Genomic DNA, 18,064 nt, shown 5'->3' with positions numbered 1-18,064 from the left:
ATCAGCGCCAGTTCAGGTTGGGCACGATGGCCATGCTGGCGTCCGCCCCGTTCAGGGTGTACATGTGCAGGCCGGGCGCGCCGCCGTCCAGAAGATCCTGGCACAGGCGCGAGATCACATCGATGCCGAAGGCGCGTATGGACGCGCGATCGTCGCCGAAGTCCGCCAGGCGCAGGCGTATCCAGCGCGGCACTTCCGCGCCGCACATATTGGAAAAACGCAGCAGTTGCGCCGAGTTGGTGATGGGCATGATGCCGGGGATGATGGGCACCGTGACTCCCTTGGCCCGGGCGCGCTCCACGAAGCTGAAGTAGGCGTCCGGGTTGAAGAAGTACTGGGTGATCGCCCCGTGCGCGCCCGCCTTCACCTTGGTCACGAAATGCGCCAGGTCGTCCTCGAAGCCGGTGGCCTGGGGATGCATTTCAGGATAGGCGGCCACTTCGATGTGGAAATGATCGCCATAGCGCTCGCGGATGAAGGCCACCAGGTCGCTGGCGTAGCGCAGCTCGCCCGCGCCGCCGCCCATGCCCGAAGGCAGGTCGCCGCGCAGGGCCACGATGCGCCGTATGCCCTGCTGGCGATAGCTGTCCAGCAGCTCGGCCAGCTGTTCACGGTTGGCGCCGATGCAGGACAGGTGCGGGGCCACGTCGAACCCCAGCTTCTGCAGCAGTTCCACGGCGCCCACCGTGCCCGCGCGCGTGGAACCGCCCGCCCCGAAGGTGACGCTGACATAGGCCGGATTCAGGCCGATCAGGGATTTGGCCGAGCGCACGAGCTTTTCCTGGGCCGCGATATCGCGCGGGGGGAAGAACTCGAGGCTCAGCGTTTGCTTATTTGTCATTTGACCAACAATCCAGACAGCAGCCCGGAGACCAGGCTGTAGACGATAGCCCCGATGACCGCCCACCAGAACCCGTTGACCTGGAAGCCTTTGAGGATGGAGCCGGCGAACCAGAACACCAGTGCATTGAGCACCAGCAGGAACAATCCCAGGGTCACGATGGTGATGGGCAGCGTCAGCAGCACCAGCACGGGCTTGACCAGCGTATTGAGCAGGCCAAGCACCAGCGCGGCGATCAGCGCCGAGCCAAAGGACGCCACGGTGATGCCGGGCAGGATATAGGCGACAACCAGCAAGGCGACAGCGTTCAGGATCCAGACGAGTAGCAAGGTCATGATAGGACTCCAAAAAACGGCGTGCGAAGACGCGCGGGCGTGGACTTAGTAGCGGTAGTGCTCAGGCTTGAAGGGGCCCTGCACCGGCACGCTGATGTAATCCGCCTGCTCCTGGGATAAGGTGGTCAGGTTCACACCCAGTTTCTTCAGGTGCAGACGGGCCACTTTCTCGTCCAGGTGCTTGGGCAGTACATATACTTTACCCGTTTCATAGGCGTCGCCGCGCGTGAACAGCTCGATCTGGGCAATGGTCTGGTTGGTGAAGGAGGCGGACATCACGAACGAGGGGTGGCCGGTGGCGCAGCCCAGGTTCACCAGACGGCCTTGGGCCAGCAGGATGATGCGCTTGCCGTCGGGGAAGATGATGTGGTCGACCTGCGGCTTGATTTCTTCCCACTCCAGGTCTTCCACGGACGCGACGTCGATCTCGTTGTCGAAGTGGCCGATGTTGCAGACGATGGCCTGGTCTTTCATGCGCTCCATGTGCGAGCGGTTGATGACGTGGTAGTTGCCGGTGGCGGTCACGAAGATGTCGGCCTTGTCGGCGGCTTCTTCCATGGTGACCACGCGATAGCCTTCCATGGAGGCCTGCAGGGCGCAGATCGGGTCGATCTCGGTGACCCATACCTGGGCGCGCAGCGCGGCCAGGGCCTGGGCGCAGCCCTTGCCCACGTCGCCGAAGCCGCAGACCACGGCGATCTTGCCGGCCACCATGACGTCGGTGGCGCGCTTGATGCCGTCCACCAGGGATTCGCGGCAGCCGTACAGGTTGTCGAACTTGGACTTGGTCACCGAGTCGTTCACGTTGATGGCGGGGAAGGCCAGCTCGCCCTTCTGGGACATCTGGTACAGACGGTGCACGCCGGTGGTGGTTTCCTCGGTCACGCCCTTGATCTGGGCCAGGCGGGTGGAATACCAGGTCTTGTCCGTTTCCAGGCGGGCGCGGATGGCGGCGAACAGCACGCGCTCTTCCTCGCTGCCGGGCTTGTCCAGCACGGACAGGTCTTTTTCGGCGCGCGCGCCCAGGTGCAGCAGCAGCGTGGCGTCGCCGCCGTCGTCCAGGATCATGTTGGCCTGCTCGCCGGGCCAGTTGAAGATTTCGTGGGTGTACTGCCAGTATTCTTCCAGGGATTCGCCCTTGACGGCGAAGACCGGCGTGCCGGTGGCGGCGATGGCGGCGGCGGCGTGGTCCTGGGTGGAGAAGATGTTGCACGACGCCCAGCGCACTTCGGCGCCCAGGGCCTTCAGGGTTTCGATCAGCACCCCGGTCTGGATGGTCATGTGCAGGCTGCCGGCGATGCGGGCGCCCTTCAGGGGCTGGGAAGCGGCGAATTCCTCGCGGGTGGCCATCAGGCCGGGCATTTCGGTTTCGGCGATGGCCAGTTCGCGGCGGCCCCAGTCGGCCAGGGAGATGTCGGCGATTTTGTAATCAGAAAAAGTCACAGTTGGGCTCCGTAATACGGCACGCAGACTGCGACGCGAGCGATGCGGCCCGCCAGCAGCCTGCCGTGCAGGTCGTGGCGAGCGTCGTTCTTGTGGGCGGCGATGCGCCCATCCATGGTCCGAGCCTGGCAAGACGCACGGGTCTTGTCGCAACGCCCCTCGGGCATGGAAATGATGCGGGTAATTGTACTCGTTTGCGTCGCCTTGGGAAGCGGGCGCCGCGGGGAAAGATCAATATTTGTTGCGGCGCGGGTAGCCCTGGGCGGTGATGCGGTCCCAGACCAGATCCTTTTCGTCCTGGCTCATGAAGACCCAGTTGGCCACCTCCATGGCGGTGCGCCCGCAGCCCCGGCAGATGTCGTCGTACAGCGTGGAGCAGACGGCCACGCACGGCGAGTCCCGGCGGGTCAGGCGGTGGTCTTCGTCGGCGGTGGGCAGGGAGGAGTTCAGGGTGCTCATGGACAAAATAATAGCATTGGCTCGGGGCCGGATCCGCGCATGACCCTGCTGCCGGCAGGCTTGTGGCGGATTGGCCTCAGACAAAAAGAAAAGCCGCCCGCAGGCGGCTTTTTCCTTGAAGAGCAAGCAGTTAGATGGCGTGGCGCAGCACCTGGGCCTTGTCGGTGGCTTCCCAGCTGAACTCGGGTTCGCTGCGGCCGAAGTGACCGTAGGCCGCCGTCTTGGCGTAGATGGGCCGCTGCAGGTCCAGCATCTCGATGATGCCGCGCGGACGCAGGTCGAAGTGGGCGCGCACCAGCTTGGCGATCTCGGCGTCGGGCAGCACGCCCGTGCCTTCGGTGTAGATCGTGATGTTGATGGGCTCGGCCACGCCGATGGCGTAGCTGAGCTGCACCTGGCACTGGCGCGCCAGGCCGGCGGCCACGATGTTCTTGGCCACGTAGCGCGCCGCGTAGGCGGCCGAGCGGTCCACCTTGGACGGATCCTTGCCGGAGAAGGCGCCGCCGCCGTGCGGGCATGCGCCACCGTAGGTGTCCACGATGATCTTGCGCCCGGTCAGGCCGCAGTCGCCCTGCGGGCCGCCGATCACGAACTTGCCGGTGGGGTTGACCAGAAAGCGGGTCTTGTCGGACAGCAGGTCCTCGGGGATGCAGGGCCGGATGATGTGCTCGATGACGGCCTGACGGATGTCTTCCTGGGAAATGTCGGGGGCGTGCTGCGTGGACAGCACCACGGTGTCCACTTCCACGGGACGGCCGTCCACGTAGCGGAAGGTGACCTGCGACTTGGCGTCCGGGCGCAGCCAGGCCAGGCGGCCGTCCTTGCGCAGTTCGCTCTGGCGCTGCACCAGGCGGTGGGCGTACCAGATGGGCGCGGGCATCAGGTCGGGGGTCTCGTCGCAGGCATAGCCGAACATCAGGCCCTGGTCGCCGGCGCCCTGGTTCAGGATTTCCTCGGGGCTGCGGTCCACGCCCTGGGCGATGTCGGGCGATTGCTTGTCGTAGGCCACCAGCACGGCGCAGGACTTGTAGTCGATGCCGTAGTCGCCGTTGTCGTAGCCGATGCGCTTGATGGTGTCGCGCGCCACCTGGATGTAGTCCACGTTGGCGTGCGTGGTGATCTCGCCGGCCAGCACGACCAGGCCGGTGTTGCACAGGGTCTCGGCGGCGACGCGGGCCTGGGGGTCCTGCTCGAAGATGGCGTCCAGGATGGCGTCGGAGATCTGGTCCGCGACCTTGTCGGGATGGCCTTCGGAAACGGATTCGGACGTGAAGAGGAAATCGTTGTTGACCACAGCGTTGCTTCCTTGGGTAAGGGCTGAAGCTTCAGCCCGAGGTTGAACAAACTGCGTTGCACCTCGGAGCCAGCGATGTGGTTACGATAGACGGGGCGCGACGCTTTAGCGGTTTATTGTGGACGGCAGGGCCGCCCTATCGCTCCGCAAGTTGTCGTTTAACTCAGCGATACAATCCATTTTAAGCGAAAATACGCAGTTGTTTCAGCAAAACCTACTTTTCATAGGATTGTCCGGCCCATGTTAGCCGCTCTCTTGCGCCTGGCGGCTCGTCTGCCCCTACCCGTGCTGCACCTGCTGGGCAAGGCGGCGGGACGGCTGGTGTACGCATTTCCCGGTCGCTACCGCCGCCGCCTGCAGGCCAACTGCCGCCAGGCCGGCTACGACGACCCCGCCTTCTTTCGCCGGGCGGCCGGGCACGCCGGCGCCATGATCCTGGAGACGCCGCGCGTCTGGCTGCACCCGGCCGATTGCCTGGCCCGCTGCACCGTGGACGATGAGCAGCTTCTGCGCGCCGCCCATGCCGAGGGGCGCGGCGTGCTCTACCTGACGCCGCACCTGGGCTGCTTCGAGATCACCGCCCGCTACATGGCGGGCCTGGGGCCGCTGACCGTCATGTTCCGTCCGCCGCGCCAGGCATTCCTGGAACCGCTGATGAAGGAATCGCGCGAGTTGCCCGGCCTGCACGCCGTGCCCGCCAACATGAAGGGGGTGCGCGAATTCGTGCGCGCTTTCCGCCAGGGCCAGTCGGTCGGCATGCTGCCCGACCAGGTGCCCAGCGGCGGCGACGGCGTCTGGGCGCCTTTCTTCGGCCGCCCCGCCCTGACCATGACCCTGGCCGGCAAGCTGGCCCGCCAGTCCGACGTCCCCGTCATCGTGACCGCCGCCGAGCGCCTGCCCAAGGGGCGCGGCTGGCGCATCCACAACCTGCGCCTGCCCGAGCCGCTGCCCGAGGATCCCGCCGCATTGGCCGCCTTGATCAACCAGTCCATGGAAACGCTGATCCGGCGCTTCCCCGAGCAGTACCTGTGGGGCTACAACCGCTACAAGATCCCGCACGACGCGCCTCCCATTCCCACCGAATCGACGCCATGAGTTTCAATTCCTATCCGCTGCTCAAGTCCATCTTCACCTATTTCGGACGGGCCTCGGTACGCCAGCGCCAGCGCTGGGGCGCCGTGCTGGGCTGGCTGACCCATCGCCTGGCCGGCCGGCGCCGCCACATCGTGCGCACCAATCTGGACCTGTGCTTTCCGGATGAACCCGAGAGCACGCGGCGCGCCTGGGAAAAACAGCATTTCCGGCTGCTGGCCCAGTCCTACCTGGACCGCGGCCTGCTCTGGTTCGGCCTGCCCAGCACCATCCTGAACACGCTCGAGCTGAGCGGCGAGGAGCACATCACCCGCGCCCTGGAACAGGGGCGGCGCGTCATGCTGCTGGTGCCCCATTTCCTGGGCATGGATGCGGCCGGCACGCGCCTGTCCATGTCCATCTCGCCGCTGGTGGCCTTCTACACGCCGCAGCGCGACCCGAACGTGGACCGCCTGATGTACGAAGGCCGCAGCCGTTTTTCGGACGTGCCGCTGATCTCCCGCAAGGACGGCATACGCGGCCTGATGCGCGCCCTGCAGAAAGGACAGCCCATCTACTATCTGCCCGACATGGACTTCGGCACAAAGGGGGCGGCCTTCGTGCCTTTCTTCAATGTGCCGGCCGCCACTCTGCTGTCCACGGCGCAGATCGCCCGCAACCAGGACGCCGTCGTCATTCCCGTCATCTCCCGGCTGGACGCCCGGACCGGCCACTACCACGTCCAGGTGCTCGAACCCATGGGGGACTTCCCCGGCGAGGACTCCCTGGAGCAAGCCACGGCGCGCATGAACGCCTTGATCGAAAAATACGTGCGCGAGGATCCGCCGCAGTATTATTGGGTGCATCGACGCTTCAAGACCCGGCCCGAAGGCCAGCCTCGCATTTACTGAACGACATCATGAACCGCCCCGCCCCCTCCACCCCTGCCGCATCCCTGTGGCGCTTCACCAAGATGCATGGCGCGGGCAACGATTTCGTCATGCTGGACGGCGTCAACCAGCGACTGGACGTCACTCCCGAACGGGCGCGCGCGCTGGCGGACCGCCACTTCGGCATCGGCGCCGACCAGATCCTGCTGGTGGAGCCCGCGCAGTCCGCGGACGCGGACTTCCGCTACCGCATCTTCAATGCCGACGGCGGCGAAGTGGAGCACTGCGGCAACGGCGCGCGCTGCTTCGTGCGCTTCGTGCACGAGCAGGGCCTGTCCGCGGCCAATCCGCTGCGGGCGCAGATCCGCACCGGCGTCATCACCCTGAACGACGATCCCGAACTGGGCGTGGAAGTGGACATGGGCGTGACGCGCTTTGCGCCTGCCGACGTGGATTTCGACGCGCAAGGGCTGGAGCATGCCGCCCAGGGCCAGGACACGCTCTGGATGCTGCCCATGCCCGGCCAGGACGCGCCCATGGCCTTGTCGCTGGTGTCCATCTCCAATCCGCATGCGGTGCAGGTGGTGGAAGACGTGCAGAACGCGCCGGTCCGGACCGTGGGCCCCTTCATCGAATCGCATCCGCGCTTTGCCCGCAAGGTCAACGCCGGCTTCATGCAGGTGATGGATCCCCACCACATCCGCCTGCGCGTCTATGAACGCGGCGCGGGCGAGACGCTCGCCTGCGGCACCGGGGCCTGCGCGGCCGTGGTGGCGGGCATACGGCGGGGATTGCTCCAGAGTCCGGTTGTCGTGGATACTCGCGGAGGCGCCCTGCGCGTCCAGTGGGACGGACGGCAACTGCGCATGAGCGGCCCGGCCCAGACTGTTTTCGACGGTCAGGTCGATATCGACGCGCTGTGCGCGTCCTTAGCCAGAAAGGAAACCTTCTAGACATGGATACCCCCAGCCTCAGCGCCGCGGACGTGGCCCAGTTCCTGAAAGCCAATCCTGATTTCTTCGACGCCCACGCCGACATCTTCGCCAATCTCATGGTGCCGCATCCGCACCAGAGCCGCGCCATCTCCCTGGGCGAGCGCCAGATCCTGCTGCTGCGCGACCGCGGCAAGAAAACCGAACGCCAGCTGGCCGCCCTGGTCGCCAACGCCCGCGGCAATGAAAAGATCTCGCGCCTGCTGCACCAGTGGAACTGCCAGATGCTGGCCGAGCCCGACCCCGCCGCCCTGCCGGAACTGATCTGCCGCAGCCTGGAGCGCATCTTCGAGATGCCCGTGGTGCGCCTGCATTGCTGGAATCCCGACGAAGTGCTGGCCGACGACCCGATCGCCGGCTGGGCCCACACCCTGTCCAAGCCTTGCTGCGGAGCGCGGCGCAACGAAGAATTCCTGGCGGAACTCCAGCAGGACGCCCAGTCGGCGGCCATCGTGCCCCTGAAGCAGCCCGGCGACGAGCAGCTCTTCGGCCTGCTGGTGCTGGGCTCGCCTGAAGCGGATCGCTTCACGGCCGACATGGGCACGGACTTCCTGGAAGGCATAGGCGAGCTGTGCAGCGCGGCGCTCAGCCGCCAGCAGGCGCGCACCGCCGCCGTCGAGCCCGAATGCCCGGCTTGACCACGCGCCTGCGCGCAGACCTCGCCGTCAACGGCGAGGTCAAGCAAGGCCAGACCGAAACGGCGCTGGAGGCGCCTCCGGATCGTGGCGGGCCAGCTCCGGCCAACAGGCCGGAAGCCCTCACCGAGCCCATGCAGCGCTGGCTGCATCTGCTGGCGCACGAAAAACGCTATTCAGACCACACGCTGCAAGCCTACCGCCGCGACCTGGGCCATCTGCTGGCCCAGCACCCGCAACGCGACCCCGACAGCCTGAACGAGACCGAACTGCGCCAGGCCGCCGCCGGCCTGCACGGCCAGGGGCTGGCTCCGCGCAGCCTGGCCCGCATCCTGGCCGCCTGGCGCGGCTATTATCAATGGCGGACCCGCCAGCAGGGCTGGCCGCGCAACCCGGCCGCAGGCCTGCGCGCCCCCAAGGCGGGCCGGCCGCTGCCCAAGGCGCTGTCGGTGGACCAGACCCAGCAATTGCTGGACAGGCCCGCCGCGCCCGTGCAGGACGACCCCATGGCCTGGCGCGACCAGGCCATGTTCGAACTGTTCTATTCCAGCGGCCTGCGCCTGTCCGAACTGGTCAGCCTGGACGTGCATTACCGGCAGGAGGGCGACTACCAGTCGCAAAGCTGGCTGCTGCTGGATGAAGGAGAATTGGTCGTGACCGGCAAGGGCGGCAAGCAGCGCCGCCTGCCCATAGGGCAAAAAGCACTGCACGCCCTGCGCCAGTGGCTGGAGCGCCGCGCCGTACCCGCCGCGCTGGCGCACGACCCCGACGCCCGCGCAGCCCTTTTCCTGGGCGCGCGCGGCGCGCGCATCCACCCTCGCGTGGTGCAGCAGCAATTGGAAAAATACGCGCGCGCCAGCGGCATGCCCGTGCACGTGCACCCGCACAGCCTGCGCCACAGCTTCGCCAGCCACCTGCTGCAGTCGGCGCAGGACCTGCGCGCCGTGCAGGAGCTGCTGGGCCACGCGAATATCTCCACCACGCAGATCTACACCCGCCTGGACTTCCAGCACCTGGCCCAGGCCTACGACCAGGCCCACCCTCGGGCGCGCCGCAAGAACGGCGGCCATCAGGACTGAGGTTCTTCGCGGATTTCCGGGCATGGGCTCGCCGGCAGCTAGAAGAAGCGCGAATGAAGCCGACTTTCGAAGGTGTGCCGGCCCCGTTCGGACTGACGGCCCTGGCGCCGGGCTTGAACGGCGGTTTCTCGAGTTTGCACCCTGCCCATCAATGGACAGCGGCCCAAAAAATGCTGCGAAGCACCCAGACTAGGGCGTCAGGGCCTCGATCAGCTTGTCGGTGTTCCACTTCATCATGCCCAGGTAGCTGTCCGCGCCCGAGCCGGGTTTGCCCAGCGCGTCCGAATACAGCGTGCCGCCGACCTTGGCGCCGGTTTCGCGGGCCACCTGCTCCACCAGACGCGGACTGACGGTGTTTTCCACGAAGATGGCATGGATGTTCTCGCGCCGCGCCTGCTCGATGACCTGCGCGATTTCGCGCGCCGAGGGCTCCGCCTGGCTGGACACGCCCACCAGGGAAATGAAGGTGATGCCGTATTCCTTGCCCAGGTAGGCGAAGGCGTCGTGCGAGGTGATGACCTTGCGCTGCTCGGCGGGGATGGCCTGCAGGCGCGACTTGATGCTCTGGTCGAGCTGCTGGGCGCGTTGGGCGTAGTCCTGCGCGCGCCGCTGGTAATAGTCCGCATTGGCCGGATCCGCCTGGGACAGCCCCTGGGCGATGTTGCCGATGTAGGTCTGCGCCAGGCTCAGGCTTTGCCAGGCGTGCGGATCCTGGCTGCCATGGCTGTGCGCATGGGGCGGCTCGGCCGCCTGCTCCTTGCCGTGGCCATGCCCATGGTCATGATCGTGATCGTGATCGTGATCGTGATCGTGATCGTGCCCATGATCATGCCCGTCGTCATGGTCCTGGCCGGATTCATGCGCATGATCATGCCCGCCCTCAAAAGCCAGGGCGTCTATGCCCTGGGTGGCCACCACCTGCGGCCCCCGGTAGCCGGCCGATTGCTGCAGGCGCGGCAGCCAGGCCTCGAAATCCAGGCCGTTGATCACCAGCAGCTGGGCCGAGGCCAGCGTCTTGGCGTCGCTGGGGCGTGGCTCGAAGGAGTGGGCGTCGCCATTGGCCGGCACGATGGCGCTGGCCATCACTTTGTCGCCGCCGATCTCGCGCACCATGTCGTTCAGAATGGAGAAACTGCTGACCACGCGCAGCGGCTCGGCCTGCGCCGGCAAGGCCAGGGCCAGCAGACTCAGCGACAGCAGCGCGCCGGCCCGGTTGAAAACTCGAACGTTCATGATTCATGCTCCAGAAGTGAGGCCATGCGCCGTCGCCGCGCCCGGAACGAAGACCAGGCGCGCACCAGGCCGCCGTGCGGCCCGAAACCGACGGACAGGAAATAGAACGCCCCGGCCGCCAGGATGATGGCGGGCGATGCCGGCACGTTGTAGTAATACGAGAACAGCAGCCCCAGGTAGGAGCTGACCATGCCCAGCACGGCCGCCACGATCATTTGCCGGCCCACGGAATAGACCCAGAAGCGCGCCGAGGCCGCCGGCAGCATCATGATGCCCACCACCATCAGGGTGCCCAGCACCTGGAAGCCCGACACCAGGGTGATGACCAGCATGAACAGAAAGACCATGTGCGCCAGCGAGCCGCGCCCGCCCTGGGTGCGCAGGAAGATGGGGTCCAGGCATTCAAGCACCAGGGGCCGGAAGATCAGGGCCAGCAGCGCCAGCGTGACCGAGCTGCTGCCGGTGACCAGCAGCAGCGAGGCGTCATCCAGCCCCAGCACCGTGCCGAACAGCACGTGGATCAAATCCATGTTGGAGCCGCGCAATGACACCAGCAGCACCCCCAGGCCCAGGGAGACCAGGTAGAAGGCGGCAAAGCTCGCGTCCTCGCGCTGCGGCGTCAGGCGCGCGACCAGGCCGGCCAGCAAGGCCACCGCGATGCCGGTGATCATGCCGCCCAGCGCCATGGCGCCCAGCGACAGGCCGGCCGTCAGAAAGCCCACGGCCACGCCGGGCAGGATGGCGTGCGCCATGGCGTCGCCCATCAGGCTCATGCGGCGCAGCACCAGGAAGATGCCCAATGGGCCGGCGGCCGCCGCCAGGGCGAAGGAGCCCGCCAGAGCGCGCTGCATGAAGCCGTAGTCGGCGAAGGGGCTGAACAGGAAATCCCAGAGCGCGCTCACAGGTAGTCTCCGGCGCACAGGTGGCGTGCCAGGTGCAGATGCTCGGGCGTGATCACGGAATCTGTCCGGCCCCAGGCCACGACCTGCCCGGCCAGCAGCAGGGACTGCGGGAAGAAGGCGCGCACCATGTCCAGATCGTGCAGCACGGCGATCACGGTGCGGCCCTGCTCGTGCCATTGGCAGATCAAGGCCATCAGCTCGTCCGAGGTCGCCTTGTCCACCGCCGCGAAAGGCTCGTCCAGCAGCAGCACCTGGGCGTCGTGCATGATCATGCGGGCGAACAGCGCCCGCTGCAGCTGGCCGCCCGACAGCGTGCCGATGGAGCGGCGCGCGAAGTCGGCCAGCCCGACCTGCTCCAGAGCGTGGGCGATGCGCTCGCGCTCCTGGCGCGAGAAGCCGCCGAAGGCGCCCACGCGCTTCCAGGCGCCCATGGCCACCAGGTCATGCACGGTGATGGGGAAGGTCTTGTCCAGGTCGCCCATCTGCGGCAGCAGGGCCAGCTCGTCGTTGACGGCCGGATCCAGTGCGATGCGCCCTTTGAGCGGATTGATCTGCCCGCTCAGGCCCTTGAGCAGCGTGGACTTGCCCGCGCCGTTGGGGCCCACGACCGCGGTCAGCGAGCCGCGCGTGAAGCGCCCGCTGATGTCGCGCAAGGCGATCTTGTCCTTCCAGCCCAGGGCCACATGGTCCAGCTCGATCAGGGTCTGCTGCATTGCGTCACCACCAGCCCAGGGCCCAGGATGTCAGCGCCCACAGGGCGGCGACCACGCACAGGGCGGCCAGCAGGCGCTGGCCGGCGGAGGCCAGCAGCAAGGAGCGGCGCGGCGCCGGGCTGCGGGGCGCGGGAGAAAATTGAGGACAGGACATGAAAAAGGGATAATGCGGCAAAGGCGGATAATATTTTATTCTTGCCATAATGTTATAACATAACAAATACACTGAACAAGCGCCCATGCCTGTGCACATCCTCACGCCCCACGCCATCGAACATCAGCTGGAGACAGCCGAACAGCTGTGCCTGCAGCGCGGCAAGCGGCTGACCTCGATACGCCGGCAGGTGCTGGAAATTCTGATCCAGGCCCAGCGCAGCCTGAAGGCCTATGAACTGCTGGACCGCGTGCGCGAGTTCCAGCCCGGCGCCAAGCCGCCCACCGTCTACCGCGCCCTGGACTTCCTGACCGAGGAGGGCCTGATCCACCGCCTGGACGCAGTCAATGCCTGGACGGCCTGCGTGGACGCCGGCGGCCATCCGCACGACCTGCTGATCGTGTGCACCCAGTGCGGCACGGTGGTGGAACTGTGCGCTCCGGCGCTCAGCCAGAAGCTGGCCGACTGCGTGCGCGACGCCGGCTTCGCCCTGTCCGGCCACGAAACCGAACTGCGCGCGCTGTGCCAGCGCTGCGCCCAGGGGCAAAGCGCTCGAAAACCCTTATCTGCCGCCTAAAACGTGGTGTTTTGCCCTCAATCAGTATATATTTCCCGATCTACTGGCAAACCGTCGCGCTGTTTGGATCACCGCCGTTTGCCGAACGGGCAAGGCTGTGATGTAATCGCACGTTGTTTTTGAGCGGATCAAACAAGCACAGGACGTCGCGGTCACGCCGTGCCCTGTACTCTTGCCATCCGCCTCTGCGAGGCCTGTTATGAACGCCGCATTAGATCTGAAGAAAATGGTCCCGGTCACTATCCTGACCGGCTTTCTGGGCGCAGGTAAGACCACGCTGCTCAAGCGCATCCTGTCCGAATACCATGGCCGACGCATCGCCGTCATCGAGAACGAATTCGGGCCCGAAGGCATCGACAACGATCTGCTGGTGCAGGACACCGAAGAGGAAATCGTCGAGCTGAGCAACGGCTGCGTGTGCTGCACGGTGCGCGGCGACCTGATGCGCACCCTGAACGATCTGCGCCTGCGCCGCCAGTCCGGCGAGCTGAACTTCGAGCGCGTCATCATCGAGACCACGGGCATGGCCAATCCCGGCCCCGTCTGCCAGACCTTCTTCATGGACGACGACATCGCCGAGTACTACCGGCTCGACGCGGTCATCACCATCGTGGACGCCAAGCACGGCATGGCCACCCTGGACCGCCAGGAAGAAGCCCAGAAGCAGGTCGGCTTCGCCGACAAGCTGCTGATCTCCAAGAAGGACCTGGTCAACGAGGTGGACTACGAGGCCCTGCGCGCCCGCCTGGTGCGCATCAACCCGCGCGCCACCATCACGCCGGTCAACTTCGGCGAGACCAACATCCAGGACCTGCTGGAGGTCAGCGGCTTCAACCTGAACTCCATCCTGGACATCGATCCGGACTTCCTGGCGGCCGAACACCCCGACGCCGCCCACGACCACGATCATCACCACGATCACGATGAAGGCGACTGCGGTCCGAACTGCGGCCACCATCATCACCACGAACATGCGGCCCACAACGATGAAATCGGGGCTTTCGTCTTCCGCTCGGACCGCCCCTTCGATCCCGAGCGCCTGGAAGACTTCCTGTCGGGCATCGTCCAGGTCTTCGGGCCGGACCTGATGCGCTACAAGGGCATTCTGTACCTGAAGGGCATCAATCGCCGCATGCTGTTCCAGGGCGTGCACATGATGATGAGCGCCGAGCCCGGCACCGCCTGGCTGGCCAAGGAAAAGAAAGGCAACAAAATGGTCTTCATTGGCCGCAAGCTGCCGCAGGATATCTTCACCCAAGGCCTGGAGAACTGCCTGGCCTGAAGTTATTTCTCATTCAGTAAATGCGGAGCGATTGCGCGTGACGAGAGTTACAGGCTCCCAGACGTCAACAAGAGGTAAGCATCATGGCAACGAAGTCACATGACAGTACTACGACCCTGCTGACCGAGCAGGAGCTTTTGGCGATGCCTGAGTCGGACTATATGAACCCCGCACAGCTGGAGTTCTTCAAGCACCGCCTGCGCCAGCTGGAACAGGAAATACTGGCCAACGCCGGCGCCACCACGGAGAACCTGCGCGAGACCCAGTTCGTCCCCGATCCGGCCGACCGCGCCACGATCGAAGAAGAACACGCGCTGGAGCTGCGCACGCGCGACCGCGAGCGCAAGCTGCTCAAGAAGGTGCAGCAGTCCATCGCCCTGATCGAATCGGGCGAGTACGGCTGGTGCGAGGAGACGGGCGAGCCCATCGGCATCCCCCGCCTGCTGGCCCGCCCCACCGCCACGCTGTCCCTGGAAGCCCAGGAACGCCGCGAGAAGCGCCAGAAGATGTTCGGCGACTGACCCTGGCCCGCCGCATTCTGCACAAGCCCCTGCCGACATGGACTGGCGGGGGCTTTTTTTTGGCTTGCGGGCCGGCCCGCGGCGCCTCGCGCTCTGCCCCAGGCGGCGCCGGTACAAATTCCCGCCTTGAAATTCTCTTGCTCATCCCCAGATTGGAGACTTAAAGGAAGGAACTCATGGAACAATTTCACGCCACTACCATTGTCTGCGTGCGCCGCGGCGACCAGGTCGCCATTGGCGGTGACGGCCAAGTCACCCTGGGCAACATCGTCATCAAGGGCACGGCCCGGAAAATCCGCCGTCTGTACAACGACAGCATCCTGGCAGGCTTTGCCGGAGCCACCGCCGACGCCTTCACCCTTCAGGAACGCTTCGAGGCCAAGCTGGAAAAGCACCAGGGCAACCTGCTGCGCGCCGCCGTCGAACTGACGCGCGACTGGCGCACGGACCGCGTGCTGCGCCGCCTGGAAGCCATGCTGCTGGTGGCGGACAAGGAACACACCCTGGTGCTGACCGGCAACGGCGACGTGCTCGAACCCGAACACGGGCTGGCGGCCATCGGCTCGGGCGGCGCCTACGCCCAGTCGGCCGCCCTGGCGCTGCTGCAGAACACCACCATGGCGCCGGCCGAGATCGTCAAGAAGTCGCTGGAGATCGCCGGCGACCTGTGCATCTACACCAATCAGAACCACATCGTCGAAACACTCTGACCTGCCGGACACGCACCATGTCTACCACCAACATGACTCCCGGAGAGATCGTCTCCGAACTGGACAAGCACATCGTCGGCCAGGGCAAGGCCAAGCGCTCCGTGGCCGTGGCCCTGCGCAACCGCTGGCGCCGCCAGCAGGTGGCCGAGCCCCTGCGCAGCGAGATCGTGCCCAAGAACATCCTCATGATCGGGCCCACCGGCGTGGGCAAGACCGAGATCGCCCGCCGCCTGGCCAAACTGGCCAACGCGCCCTTCATCAAGGTCGAGGCCACCAAGTTCACTGAAGTGGGCTATGTGGGCCGCGACGTGGAAACCATCATCCGCGATCTGGTGGACATCTCCGTCAAGCAGACCCGCGAAATCGAAATGCGCCGCGTGCGCATCCAGGCCGAGGAAGCCGCCGAGGACCGCATCCTGGACGTGCTGGTGCCGCCCTCGCGCGACGCCCACGGCATGCCCCAGCGCGAGGACAATTCCGCCCGCCAGGTGTTCCGCAAGCGCCTGCGCGAAGGCAAGCTGGACGACACCGAAATCGAGATCGAAATGGCCCAGGCCATGCCCCGCATGGAGATCATGGCGCCGCCCGGCATGGAAGAGATGACCGAGCAGCTGCGCAGCATGTTCTCCGGGTTGGGCCAGGACAAGACCAAGGCGCGCAAGCTGACCGTCAAGGAAGCCTTCAAGCAGCTGACCGAAGAAGAAGCCGCGCGCCGCGTCAACGAGGACGAGCTGCGCATGGCCGCCGTGGCCAATGCCGAACAGAACGGCATCGTGTTCCTGGACGAGATCGACAAGATCACGGCCCGCAGCGAGAACCAGGGCGGCAGCGGCGACGTGTCCCGCCAGGGCGTGCAGCGCGACCTGCTGCCGCTGGTCGAAGGCACCGCCGTCACCACCAAGTACGGCGTGGTGCGCACCGACCATATCCTGTTCATCGCCTCGGGCGCCTTCCACCTGTCCCGACCCTCGGACCTGATCCCCGAGCTGCAGGGCCGCTTCCCGATCCGCGTGGAGCTGGAATCGCTCAGCGCCGAGGACTTCGTGCAGATCCTGTCGGCCACGGATTCGTCCCTGACCAAGCAGTACACGGCCCTGCTGGGCACCGAGGACGTCCATCTGGACTTCCGCCCCGACGGCATCCGGCGCATGGCCGAGCTGGCCTTCGACGTCAACGAACGCACCGAGAACATCGGCGCGCGCCGCCTGTACACCGTCATGGAAAAGCTGCTGGAGGAGCTGTCCTACAGCGCCGGCAGCCATGGCGCACAGTCCGTGGTGATCGACGCCGATTACGTCAACCGCCAGCTGCAGGAAACCGCCGCCAGCCAGGACCTGGCACGCTACGTGCTGTAAGGCGCCGCTCCCGCCGCATGGAAAAGGGCCCCTTCAAGGGGCCCTTTCCGCATCCGACGCCGGAGGATCAGGACTTCTCGATCTTGGTGACGATGTAGTCGCCGTCGGTGCGCTGGGCGGTGAACTTCACCTTGTCGCCCGGATTGATGCCGGCCAGCAAGGCCGGATCGATCTTGTAGACCAGCGTCATGGCCGGCAGCTGCAGGGCGTCGATGGCGCCATGCTTGAGGGTGATCTTGCCGGCGGCCGCGTCCACCCGGCGCACCTCTCCCGATGCGCTGGCTTCCTGGGCCTGCGCCACCACCACGTATGCCGCCGTGGCGGCCAGACCCAGGGCTCCCGCCAGCAGTACGCTGCGTTGAGTGGTCCAAGTCATGTCAATCTCCTGCAAATTGGGCAGGGCCGGACAAATGGCCCATAATGCCTGTTTCCAGACGGTTACGCCGTCCGCTTCCAATCAAGCATAACGCCAAACTACAGCAAAAGCATGAGCGAATTTATCAAAGGGTATACGCTTCGCCCCGCCCGCCCCGCCGACATCCCCGCCATCCTGGGACTGATGCGCGACCTGGCCGCCTTCGAGAAACTGGAGCATATCTTCAGCGCCACTCCCGAATCGCTGCGCAACAGCTTCTTTGCCGACGAACCCAGCGCCTACTGCCTGGTCATCACCCCTGAAGACCAGCCGGACACGCCGATCTCCTACATCATGTGGTTCTACAACTACTCCAGCTTCCTGGACCGGCGCGGCATCTACCTGGAAGACCTGTACATAGACCCGGCGCACCGCAAGCAGGGCCTGGGCGCAGCCGTGCTGCGCCACCTGGCCAAGCTGGCCGTGGAACAGGGCTGCGGGCGCTTCGAATGGGTGGTGCTGGACTGGAACAAGAACGCCATCGACTTCTACGAGCACCAGGGCGCGCAGATCCTGCACGACTGGCGCGTGGCGCGCGTCACCGGCGAAGCCCTGCAGCGCCTGGCCGAAGGCCGTCCCGCCCCCGCCACCGCATAGGCCCGCCATGTCGATCCGACTTTCCATCATCAGCACGCGCACCGGCGACGACGGCACCACGGGCCTGGGCGACGGCAGCCGCCTGCCCAAGAGCGCCCCCCTGATCCATGCCCTGGGCGACGTGGACGAGCTCAACAGCCAGATCGGCGTGCTGCGCACGCTGGCGCTGCCGGCCGACGTCGACGCCCTGCTGTCCGACATCCAGCATGATTTGTTCGACATGGGCGCCGAGCTGTGCATTCCCGGGCATCAGGTGATCGCCGCCGGCCATGTGGAGCGCCTGGACCAGGCCATCCGCCATTACAACGAACCGCTGGGCAAGCTGCAGGAATTCATCCTGCCCGGCGGCAGTCCCGCTGCGGCCTGCGCCCACGTGGTGCGCTGCGTGGCGCGCCGCGCCGAGCGCAGCGTGGTGGCGGTCCCGGCCGAGGCCCTGCCGCAGGAAGGTCCGCGCCTGTACCTGAACCGCCTGTCCGATCTGATGTTCGTGCTGGCGCGCAGCCTGAACCGGCACGCCGGGCGCTCCGACGTGCTGTGGCAGCCCAAGCGGACGCAGAACACCTAGG

The 18,064-nt window shown here is 66.0% G+C and carries 22 protein-coding genes and 1 riboswitch; of the genes, 12 read left to right on the top strand and 10 right to left on the bottom strand.

Going from position 1 to position 18,064, the window contains the following annotated elements:
• Position 1: 1 nt before the first annotated feature.
• The 5 genes from metF to metK all read right to left on the bottom strand — a co-directional run bounded on the left by metF (position 2) and on the right by metK (position 4,372).
• The gene (gene metF / locus ACF3ND_RS02015; protein WP_394063760.1) at positions 2-841 is read right to left on the bottom strand and encodes a methylenetetrahydrofolate reductase [NAD(P)H]; all 840 of its coding nucleotides are present in this window, start codon (positions 839-841) and stop codon (positions 2-4) included.
• Positions 838-1,176 (bottom strand): phage holin family protein, encoded by a 339-nt coding sequence (locus ACF3ND_RS02010; protein ID WP_394063758.1) that lies wholly within the window; start codon positions 1,174-1,176, stop codon positions 838-840. Before ACF3ND_RS02010 ends, metF begins: the two co-directional genes overlap by 4 nt.
• 45 nt (positions 1,177-1,221) lie before the next feature.
• Positions 1,222-2,619, bottom strand: coding sequence for an adenosylhomocysteinase (gene ahcY / locus ACF3ND_RS02005; protein ID WP_394063757.1), 1,398 nt, complete (start codon positions 2,617-2,619; stop codon positions 1,222-1,224).
• A gap of 87 nt (positions 2,620-2,706) precedes the next feature.
• Positions 2,707-2,786: riboswitch (S-adenosyl-L-homocysteine riboswitch) on the bottom strand.
• 64 nt (positions 2,787-2,850) lie between these two features.
• Positions 2,851-3,078: a DUF1289 domain-containing protein gene (locus ACF3ND_RS02000; protein ID WP_394063755.1), complete on the bottom strand. Its 228-nt coding sequence runs from the start codon at positions 3,076-3,078 to the stop codon at positions 2,851-2,853.
• A gap of 130 nt (positions 3,079-3,208) precedes the next feature.
• Entirely contained in the window at positions 3,209-4,372 is a 1,164-nt protein-coding gene (metK, locus tag ACF3ND_RS01995) for a methionine adenosyltransferase (protein WP_394063753.1), read from the bottom strand.
• 240 nt (positions 4,373-4,612) lie between these two features.
• Here metK and ACF3ND_RS01990 point away from each other — a divergent pair, with 240 nt between their 5' ends.
• The 5 genes from ACF3ND_RS01990 (at position 4,613) to xerC (ending at position 9,039) form a co-directional block, all read left to right on the top strand.
• The gene (locus ACF3ND_RS01990) at positions 4,613-5,467 is read left to right on the top strand and encodes a lysophospholipid acyltransferase family protein (RefSeq protein ID WP_394063751.1); all 855 of its coding nucleotides are present in this window, start codon (positions 4,613-4,615) and stop codon (positions 5,465-5,467) included.
• Positions 5,464-6,354 carry a lysophospholipid acyltransferase family protein gene (locus ACF3ND_RS01985; RefSeq protein ID WP_394063750.1) on the top strand — a complete coding sequence of 297 codons (891 nt, stop codon included), beginning with the start codon at positions 5,464-5,466 and terminating at the stop codon, positions 6,352-6,354. Before ACF3ND_RS01990 ends, ACF3ND_RS01985 begins: the two co-directional genes overlap by 4 nt.
• Positions 6,355-6,362: 8 nt before the next feature.
• The gene (gene dapF, locus ACF3ND_RS01980) at positions 6,363-7,286 is read left to right on the top strand and encodes a diaminopimelate epimerase (protein ID WP_394063749.1); all 924 of its coding nucleotides are present in this window, start codon (positions 6,363-6,365) and stop codon (positions 7,284-7,286) included.
• 2 nt (positions 7,287-7,288) lie between these two features.
• Positions 7,289-7,963, top strand: coding sequence for a DUF484 family protein (locus tag ACF3ND_RS01975; protein ID WP_394063748.1), 675 nt, complete (start codon positions 7,289-7,291; stop codon positions 7,961-7,963).
• Positions 7,964-8,094: 131 nt separating this feature from the next.
• Positions 8,095-9,039 (top strand): tyrosine recombinase XerC, encoded by a 945-nt coding sequence (xerC, locus tag ACF3ND_RS01970; RefSeq protein ID WP_394065762.1) that lies wholly within the window; start codon positions 8,095-8,097, stop codon positions 9,037-9,039.
• Between the two features lie 189 nt (positions 9,040-9,228).
• On the opposite strand, the gene ACF3ND_RS01965 is transcribed toward xerC, so the two are convergent.
• Genes ACF3ND_RS01965 through ACF3ND_RS01950 form a run of 4 tightly spaced genes read right to left on the bottom strand, consistent with a single transcriptional unit; the run spans position 9,229 to position 12,041 of the window.
• Positions 9,229-10,272 (bottom strand): metal ABC transporter substrate-binding protein, encoded by a 1,044-nt coding sequence (locus tag ACF3ND_RS01965; protein WP_394063746.1) that lies wholly within the window; start codon positions 10,270-10,272, stop codon positions 9,229-9,231.
• Positions 10,269-11,123 carry a metal ABC transporter permease gene (locus tag ACF3ND_RS01960; protein ID WP_394065761.1) on the bottom strand — a complete coding sequence of 285 codons (855 nt, stop codon included), beginning with the start codon at positions 11,121-11,123 and terminating at the stop codon, positions 10,269-10,271. The genes ACF3ND_RS01965 and ACF3ND_RS01960 overlap by 4 nt, the downstream gene beginning before the upstream one ends.
• A 47-nt stretch (positions 11,124-11,170) precedes the next feature.
• Entirely contained in the window at positions 11,171-11,887 is a 717-nt protein-coding gene (locus ACF3ND_RS01955; protein WP_394063744.1) for a metal ABC transporter ATP-binding protein, read from the bottom strand.
• 4 nt (positions 11,888-11,891) lie between these two features.
• A complete protein-coding gene (locus ACF3ND_RS01950) occupies positions 11,892-12,041 on the bottom strand; it encodes a hypothetical protein (RefSeq protein WP_394063742.1) in 150 nt (49 codons plus the stop codon).
• Positions 12,042-12,126: 85 nt separating this feature from the next.
• Here ACF3ND_RS01950 and ACF3ND_RS01945 point away from each other — a divergent pair, with 85 nt between their 5' ends.
• The 5 genes from ACF3ND_RS01945 (at position 12,127) to hslU (ending at position 16,486) form a co-directional block, all read left to right on the top strand.
• Positions 12,127-12,618, top strand: a complete 492-nt coding sequence (locus tag ACF3ND_RS01945) for a Fur family transcriptional regulator (RefSeq protein WP_394063740.1) — start codon at positions 12,127-12,129, stop codon at positions 12,616-12,618.
• Between the two features lie 199 nt (positions 12,619-12,817).
• Entirely contained in the window at positions 12,818-13,900 is a 1,083-nt protein-coding gene (locus ACF3ND_RS01940; protein WP_394063739.1) for a CobW family GTP-binding protein, read from the top strand.
• Between the two features lie 83 nt (positions 13,901-13,983).
• The gene (gene dksA / locus ACF3ND_RS01935) at positions 13,984-14,421 is read left to right on the top strand and encodes an RNA polymerase-binding protein DksA (RefSeq protein ID WP_394063737.1); all 438 of its coding nucleotides are present in this window, start codon (positions 13,984-13,986) and stop codon (positions 14,419-14,421) included.
• A 176-nt stretch (positions 14,422-14,597) separates the two neighbouring features.
• Positions 14,598-15,131, top strand: coding sequence for an ATP-dependent protease subunit HslV (gene hslV / locus ACF3ND_RS01930; RefSeq protein ID WP_394063735.1), 534 nt, complete (start codon positions 14,598-14,600; stop codon positions 15,129-15,131).
• A 17-nt stretch (positions 15,132-15,148) separates the two neighbouring features.
• Positions 15,149-16,486, top strand: a complete 1,338-nt coding sequence (gene hslU / locus ACF3ND_RS01925; RefSeq protein WP_394063733.1) for an ATP-dependent protease ATPase subunit HslU — start codon at positions 15,149-15,151, stop codon at positions 16,484-16,486.
• 67 nt (positions 16,487-16,553) lie between these two features.
• Here the strand turns inward: hslU and ACF3ND_RS01920 are convergent, their stop codons facing one another.
• Complete coding sequence (locus tag ACF3ND_RS01920; RefSeq protein WP_394063731.1) at positions 16,554-16,862, bottom strand: copper-binding protein; 309 nt, start codon at positions 16,860-16,862, stop codon at positions 16,554-16,556.
• A gap of 111 nt (positions 16,863-16,973) precedes the next feature.
• On the opposite strand from ACF3ND_RS01920, the gene ACF3ND_RS01915 reads away from it, so the two are divergent.
• Together ACF3ND_RS01915 and ACF3ND_RS01910 are read left to right on the top strand one after the other, a co-directional pair.
• Entirely contained in the window at positions 16,974-17,498 is a 525-nt protein-coding gene (locus ACF3ND_RS01915; RefSeq protein WP_394063729.1) for a GNAT family N-acetyltransferase, read from the top strand.
• A gap of 7 nt (positions 17,499-17,505) precedes the next feature.
• The gene (locus tag ACF3ND_RS01910) at positions 17,506-18,063 is read left to right on the top strand and encodes a cob(I)yrinic acid a,c-diamide adenosyltransferase (protein ID WP_394063727.1); all 558 of its coding nucleotides are present in this window, start codon (positions 17,506-17,508) and stop codon (positions 18,061-18,063) included.
• Position 18,064 lies beyond the last annotated feature (1 nt).

The sequence above is a fragment of the Alcaligenes sp. WGS1538 genome (assembly GCF_043187505.1).
Classification (GTDB): Bacteria; Pseudomonadota; Gammaproteobacteria; order Burkholderiales; family Burkholderiaceae_B; genus Alcaligenes.
Note: the sequence above shows the minus strand (reverse complement) of the source record. Positions and strands in the feature narration are given on the sequence as shown.

What these genes read in the sequence shown, in the direction of transcription:
- dapF (WP_394063749.1), top strand. Translation starts at nt 6,363, where the DNA reads ATGAACCGCCCCGCCCCCTCCACCCCTGCCGCATCCCTGTGGCGCTTC.
- ACF3ND_RS01950 (WP_394063742.1), bottom strand. Translation starts at nt 12,041, where the DNA reads ATGTCCTGTCCTCAATTTTCTCCCGCGCCCCGCAGCCCGGCGCCGCGC.
- ACF3ND_RS01960 (WP_394065761.1), bottom strand. Translation starts at nt 11,123, where the DNA reads ATGCAGCGCGCTCTGGCGGGCTCCTTCGCCCTGGCGGCGGCCGCCGGC.
- dksA (WP_394063737.1), top strand. Translation starts at nt 13,984, where the DNA reads ATGGCAACGAAGTCACATGACAGTACTACGACCCTGCTGACCGAGCAG.
- ACF3ND_RS01910 (WP_394063727.1), top strand. Translation starts at nt 17,506, where the DNA reads ATGTCGATCCGACTTTCCATCATCAGCACGCGCACCGGCGACGACGGC.
- ACF3ND_RS01920 (WP_394063731.1), bottom strand. Translation starts at nt 16,862, where the DNA reads ATGACTTGGACCACTCAACGCAGCGTACTGCTGGCGGGAGCCCTGGGT.
- ACF3ND_RS01915 (WP_394063729.1), top strand. Translation starts at nt 16,974, where the DNA reads ATGAGCGAATTTATCAAAGGGTATACGCTTCGCCCCGCCCGCCCCGCC.
- hslU (WP_394063733.1), top strand. Translation starts at nt 15,149, where the DNA reads ATGTCTACCACCAACATGACTCCCGGAGAGATCGTCTCCGAACTGGAC.
- ACF3ND_RS01940 (WP_394063739.1), top strand. Translation starts at nt 12,818, where the DNA reads ATGAACGCCGCATTAGATCTGAAGAAAATGGTCCCGGTCACTATCCTG.
- ACF3ND_RS01955 (WP_394063744.1), bottom strand. Translation starts at nt 11,887, where the DNA reads ATGCAGCAGACCCTGATCGAGCTGGACCATGTGGCCCTGGGCTGGAAG.
- xerC (WP_394065762.1), top strand. Translation starts at nt 8,095, where the DNA reads ATGCAGCGCTGGCTGCATCTGCTGGCGCACGAAAAACGCTATTCAGAC.
- ACF3ND_RS01990 (WP_394063751.1), top strand. Translation starts at nt 4,613, where the DNA reads ATGTTAGCCGCTCTCTTGCGCCTGGCGGCTCGTCTGCCCCTACCCGTG.
- ACF3ND_RS01945 (WP_394063740.1), top strand. Translation starts at nt 12,127, where the DNA reads ATGCCTGTGCACATCCTCACGCCCCACGCCATCGAACATCAGCTGGAG.
- ACF3ND_RS01985 (WP_394063750.1), top strand. Translation starts at nt 5,464, where the DNA reads ATGAGTTTCAATTCCTATCCGCTGCTCAAGTCCATCTTCACCTATTTC.
- ACF3ND_RS02000 (WP_394063755.1), bottom strand. Translation starts at nt 3,078, where the DNA reads ATGAGCACCCTGAACTCCTCCCTGCCCACCGCCGACGAAGACCACCGC.
- ACF3ND_RS01965 (WP_394063746.1), bottom strand. Translation starts at nt 10,272, where the DNA reads ATGAACGTTCGAGTTTTCAACCGGGCCGGCGCGCTGCTGTCGCTGAGT.
- hslV (WP_394063735.1), top strand. Translation starts at nt 14,598, where the DNA reads ATGGAACAATTTCACGCCACTACCATTGTCTGCGTGCGCCGCGGCGAC.
- ACF3ND_RS01975 (WP_394063748.1), top strand. Translation starts at nt 7,289, where the DNA reads ATGGATACCCCCAGCCTCAGCGCCGCGGACGTGGCCCAGTTCCTGAAA.
- ACF3ND_RS02010 (WP_394063758.1), bottom strand. Translation starts at nt 1,176, where the DNA reads ATGACCTTGCTACTCGTCTGGATCCTGAACGCTGTCGCCTTGCTGGTT.
- metF (WP_394063760.1), bottom strand. Translation starts at nt 841, where the DNA reads ATGACAAATAAGCAAACGCTGAGCCTCGAGTTCTTCCCCCCGCGCGAT.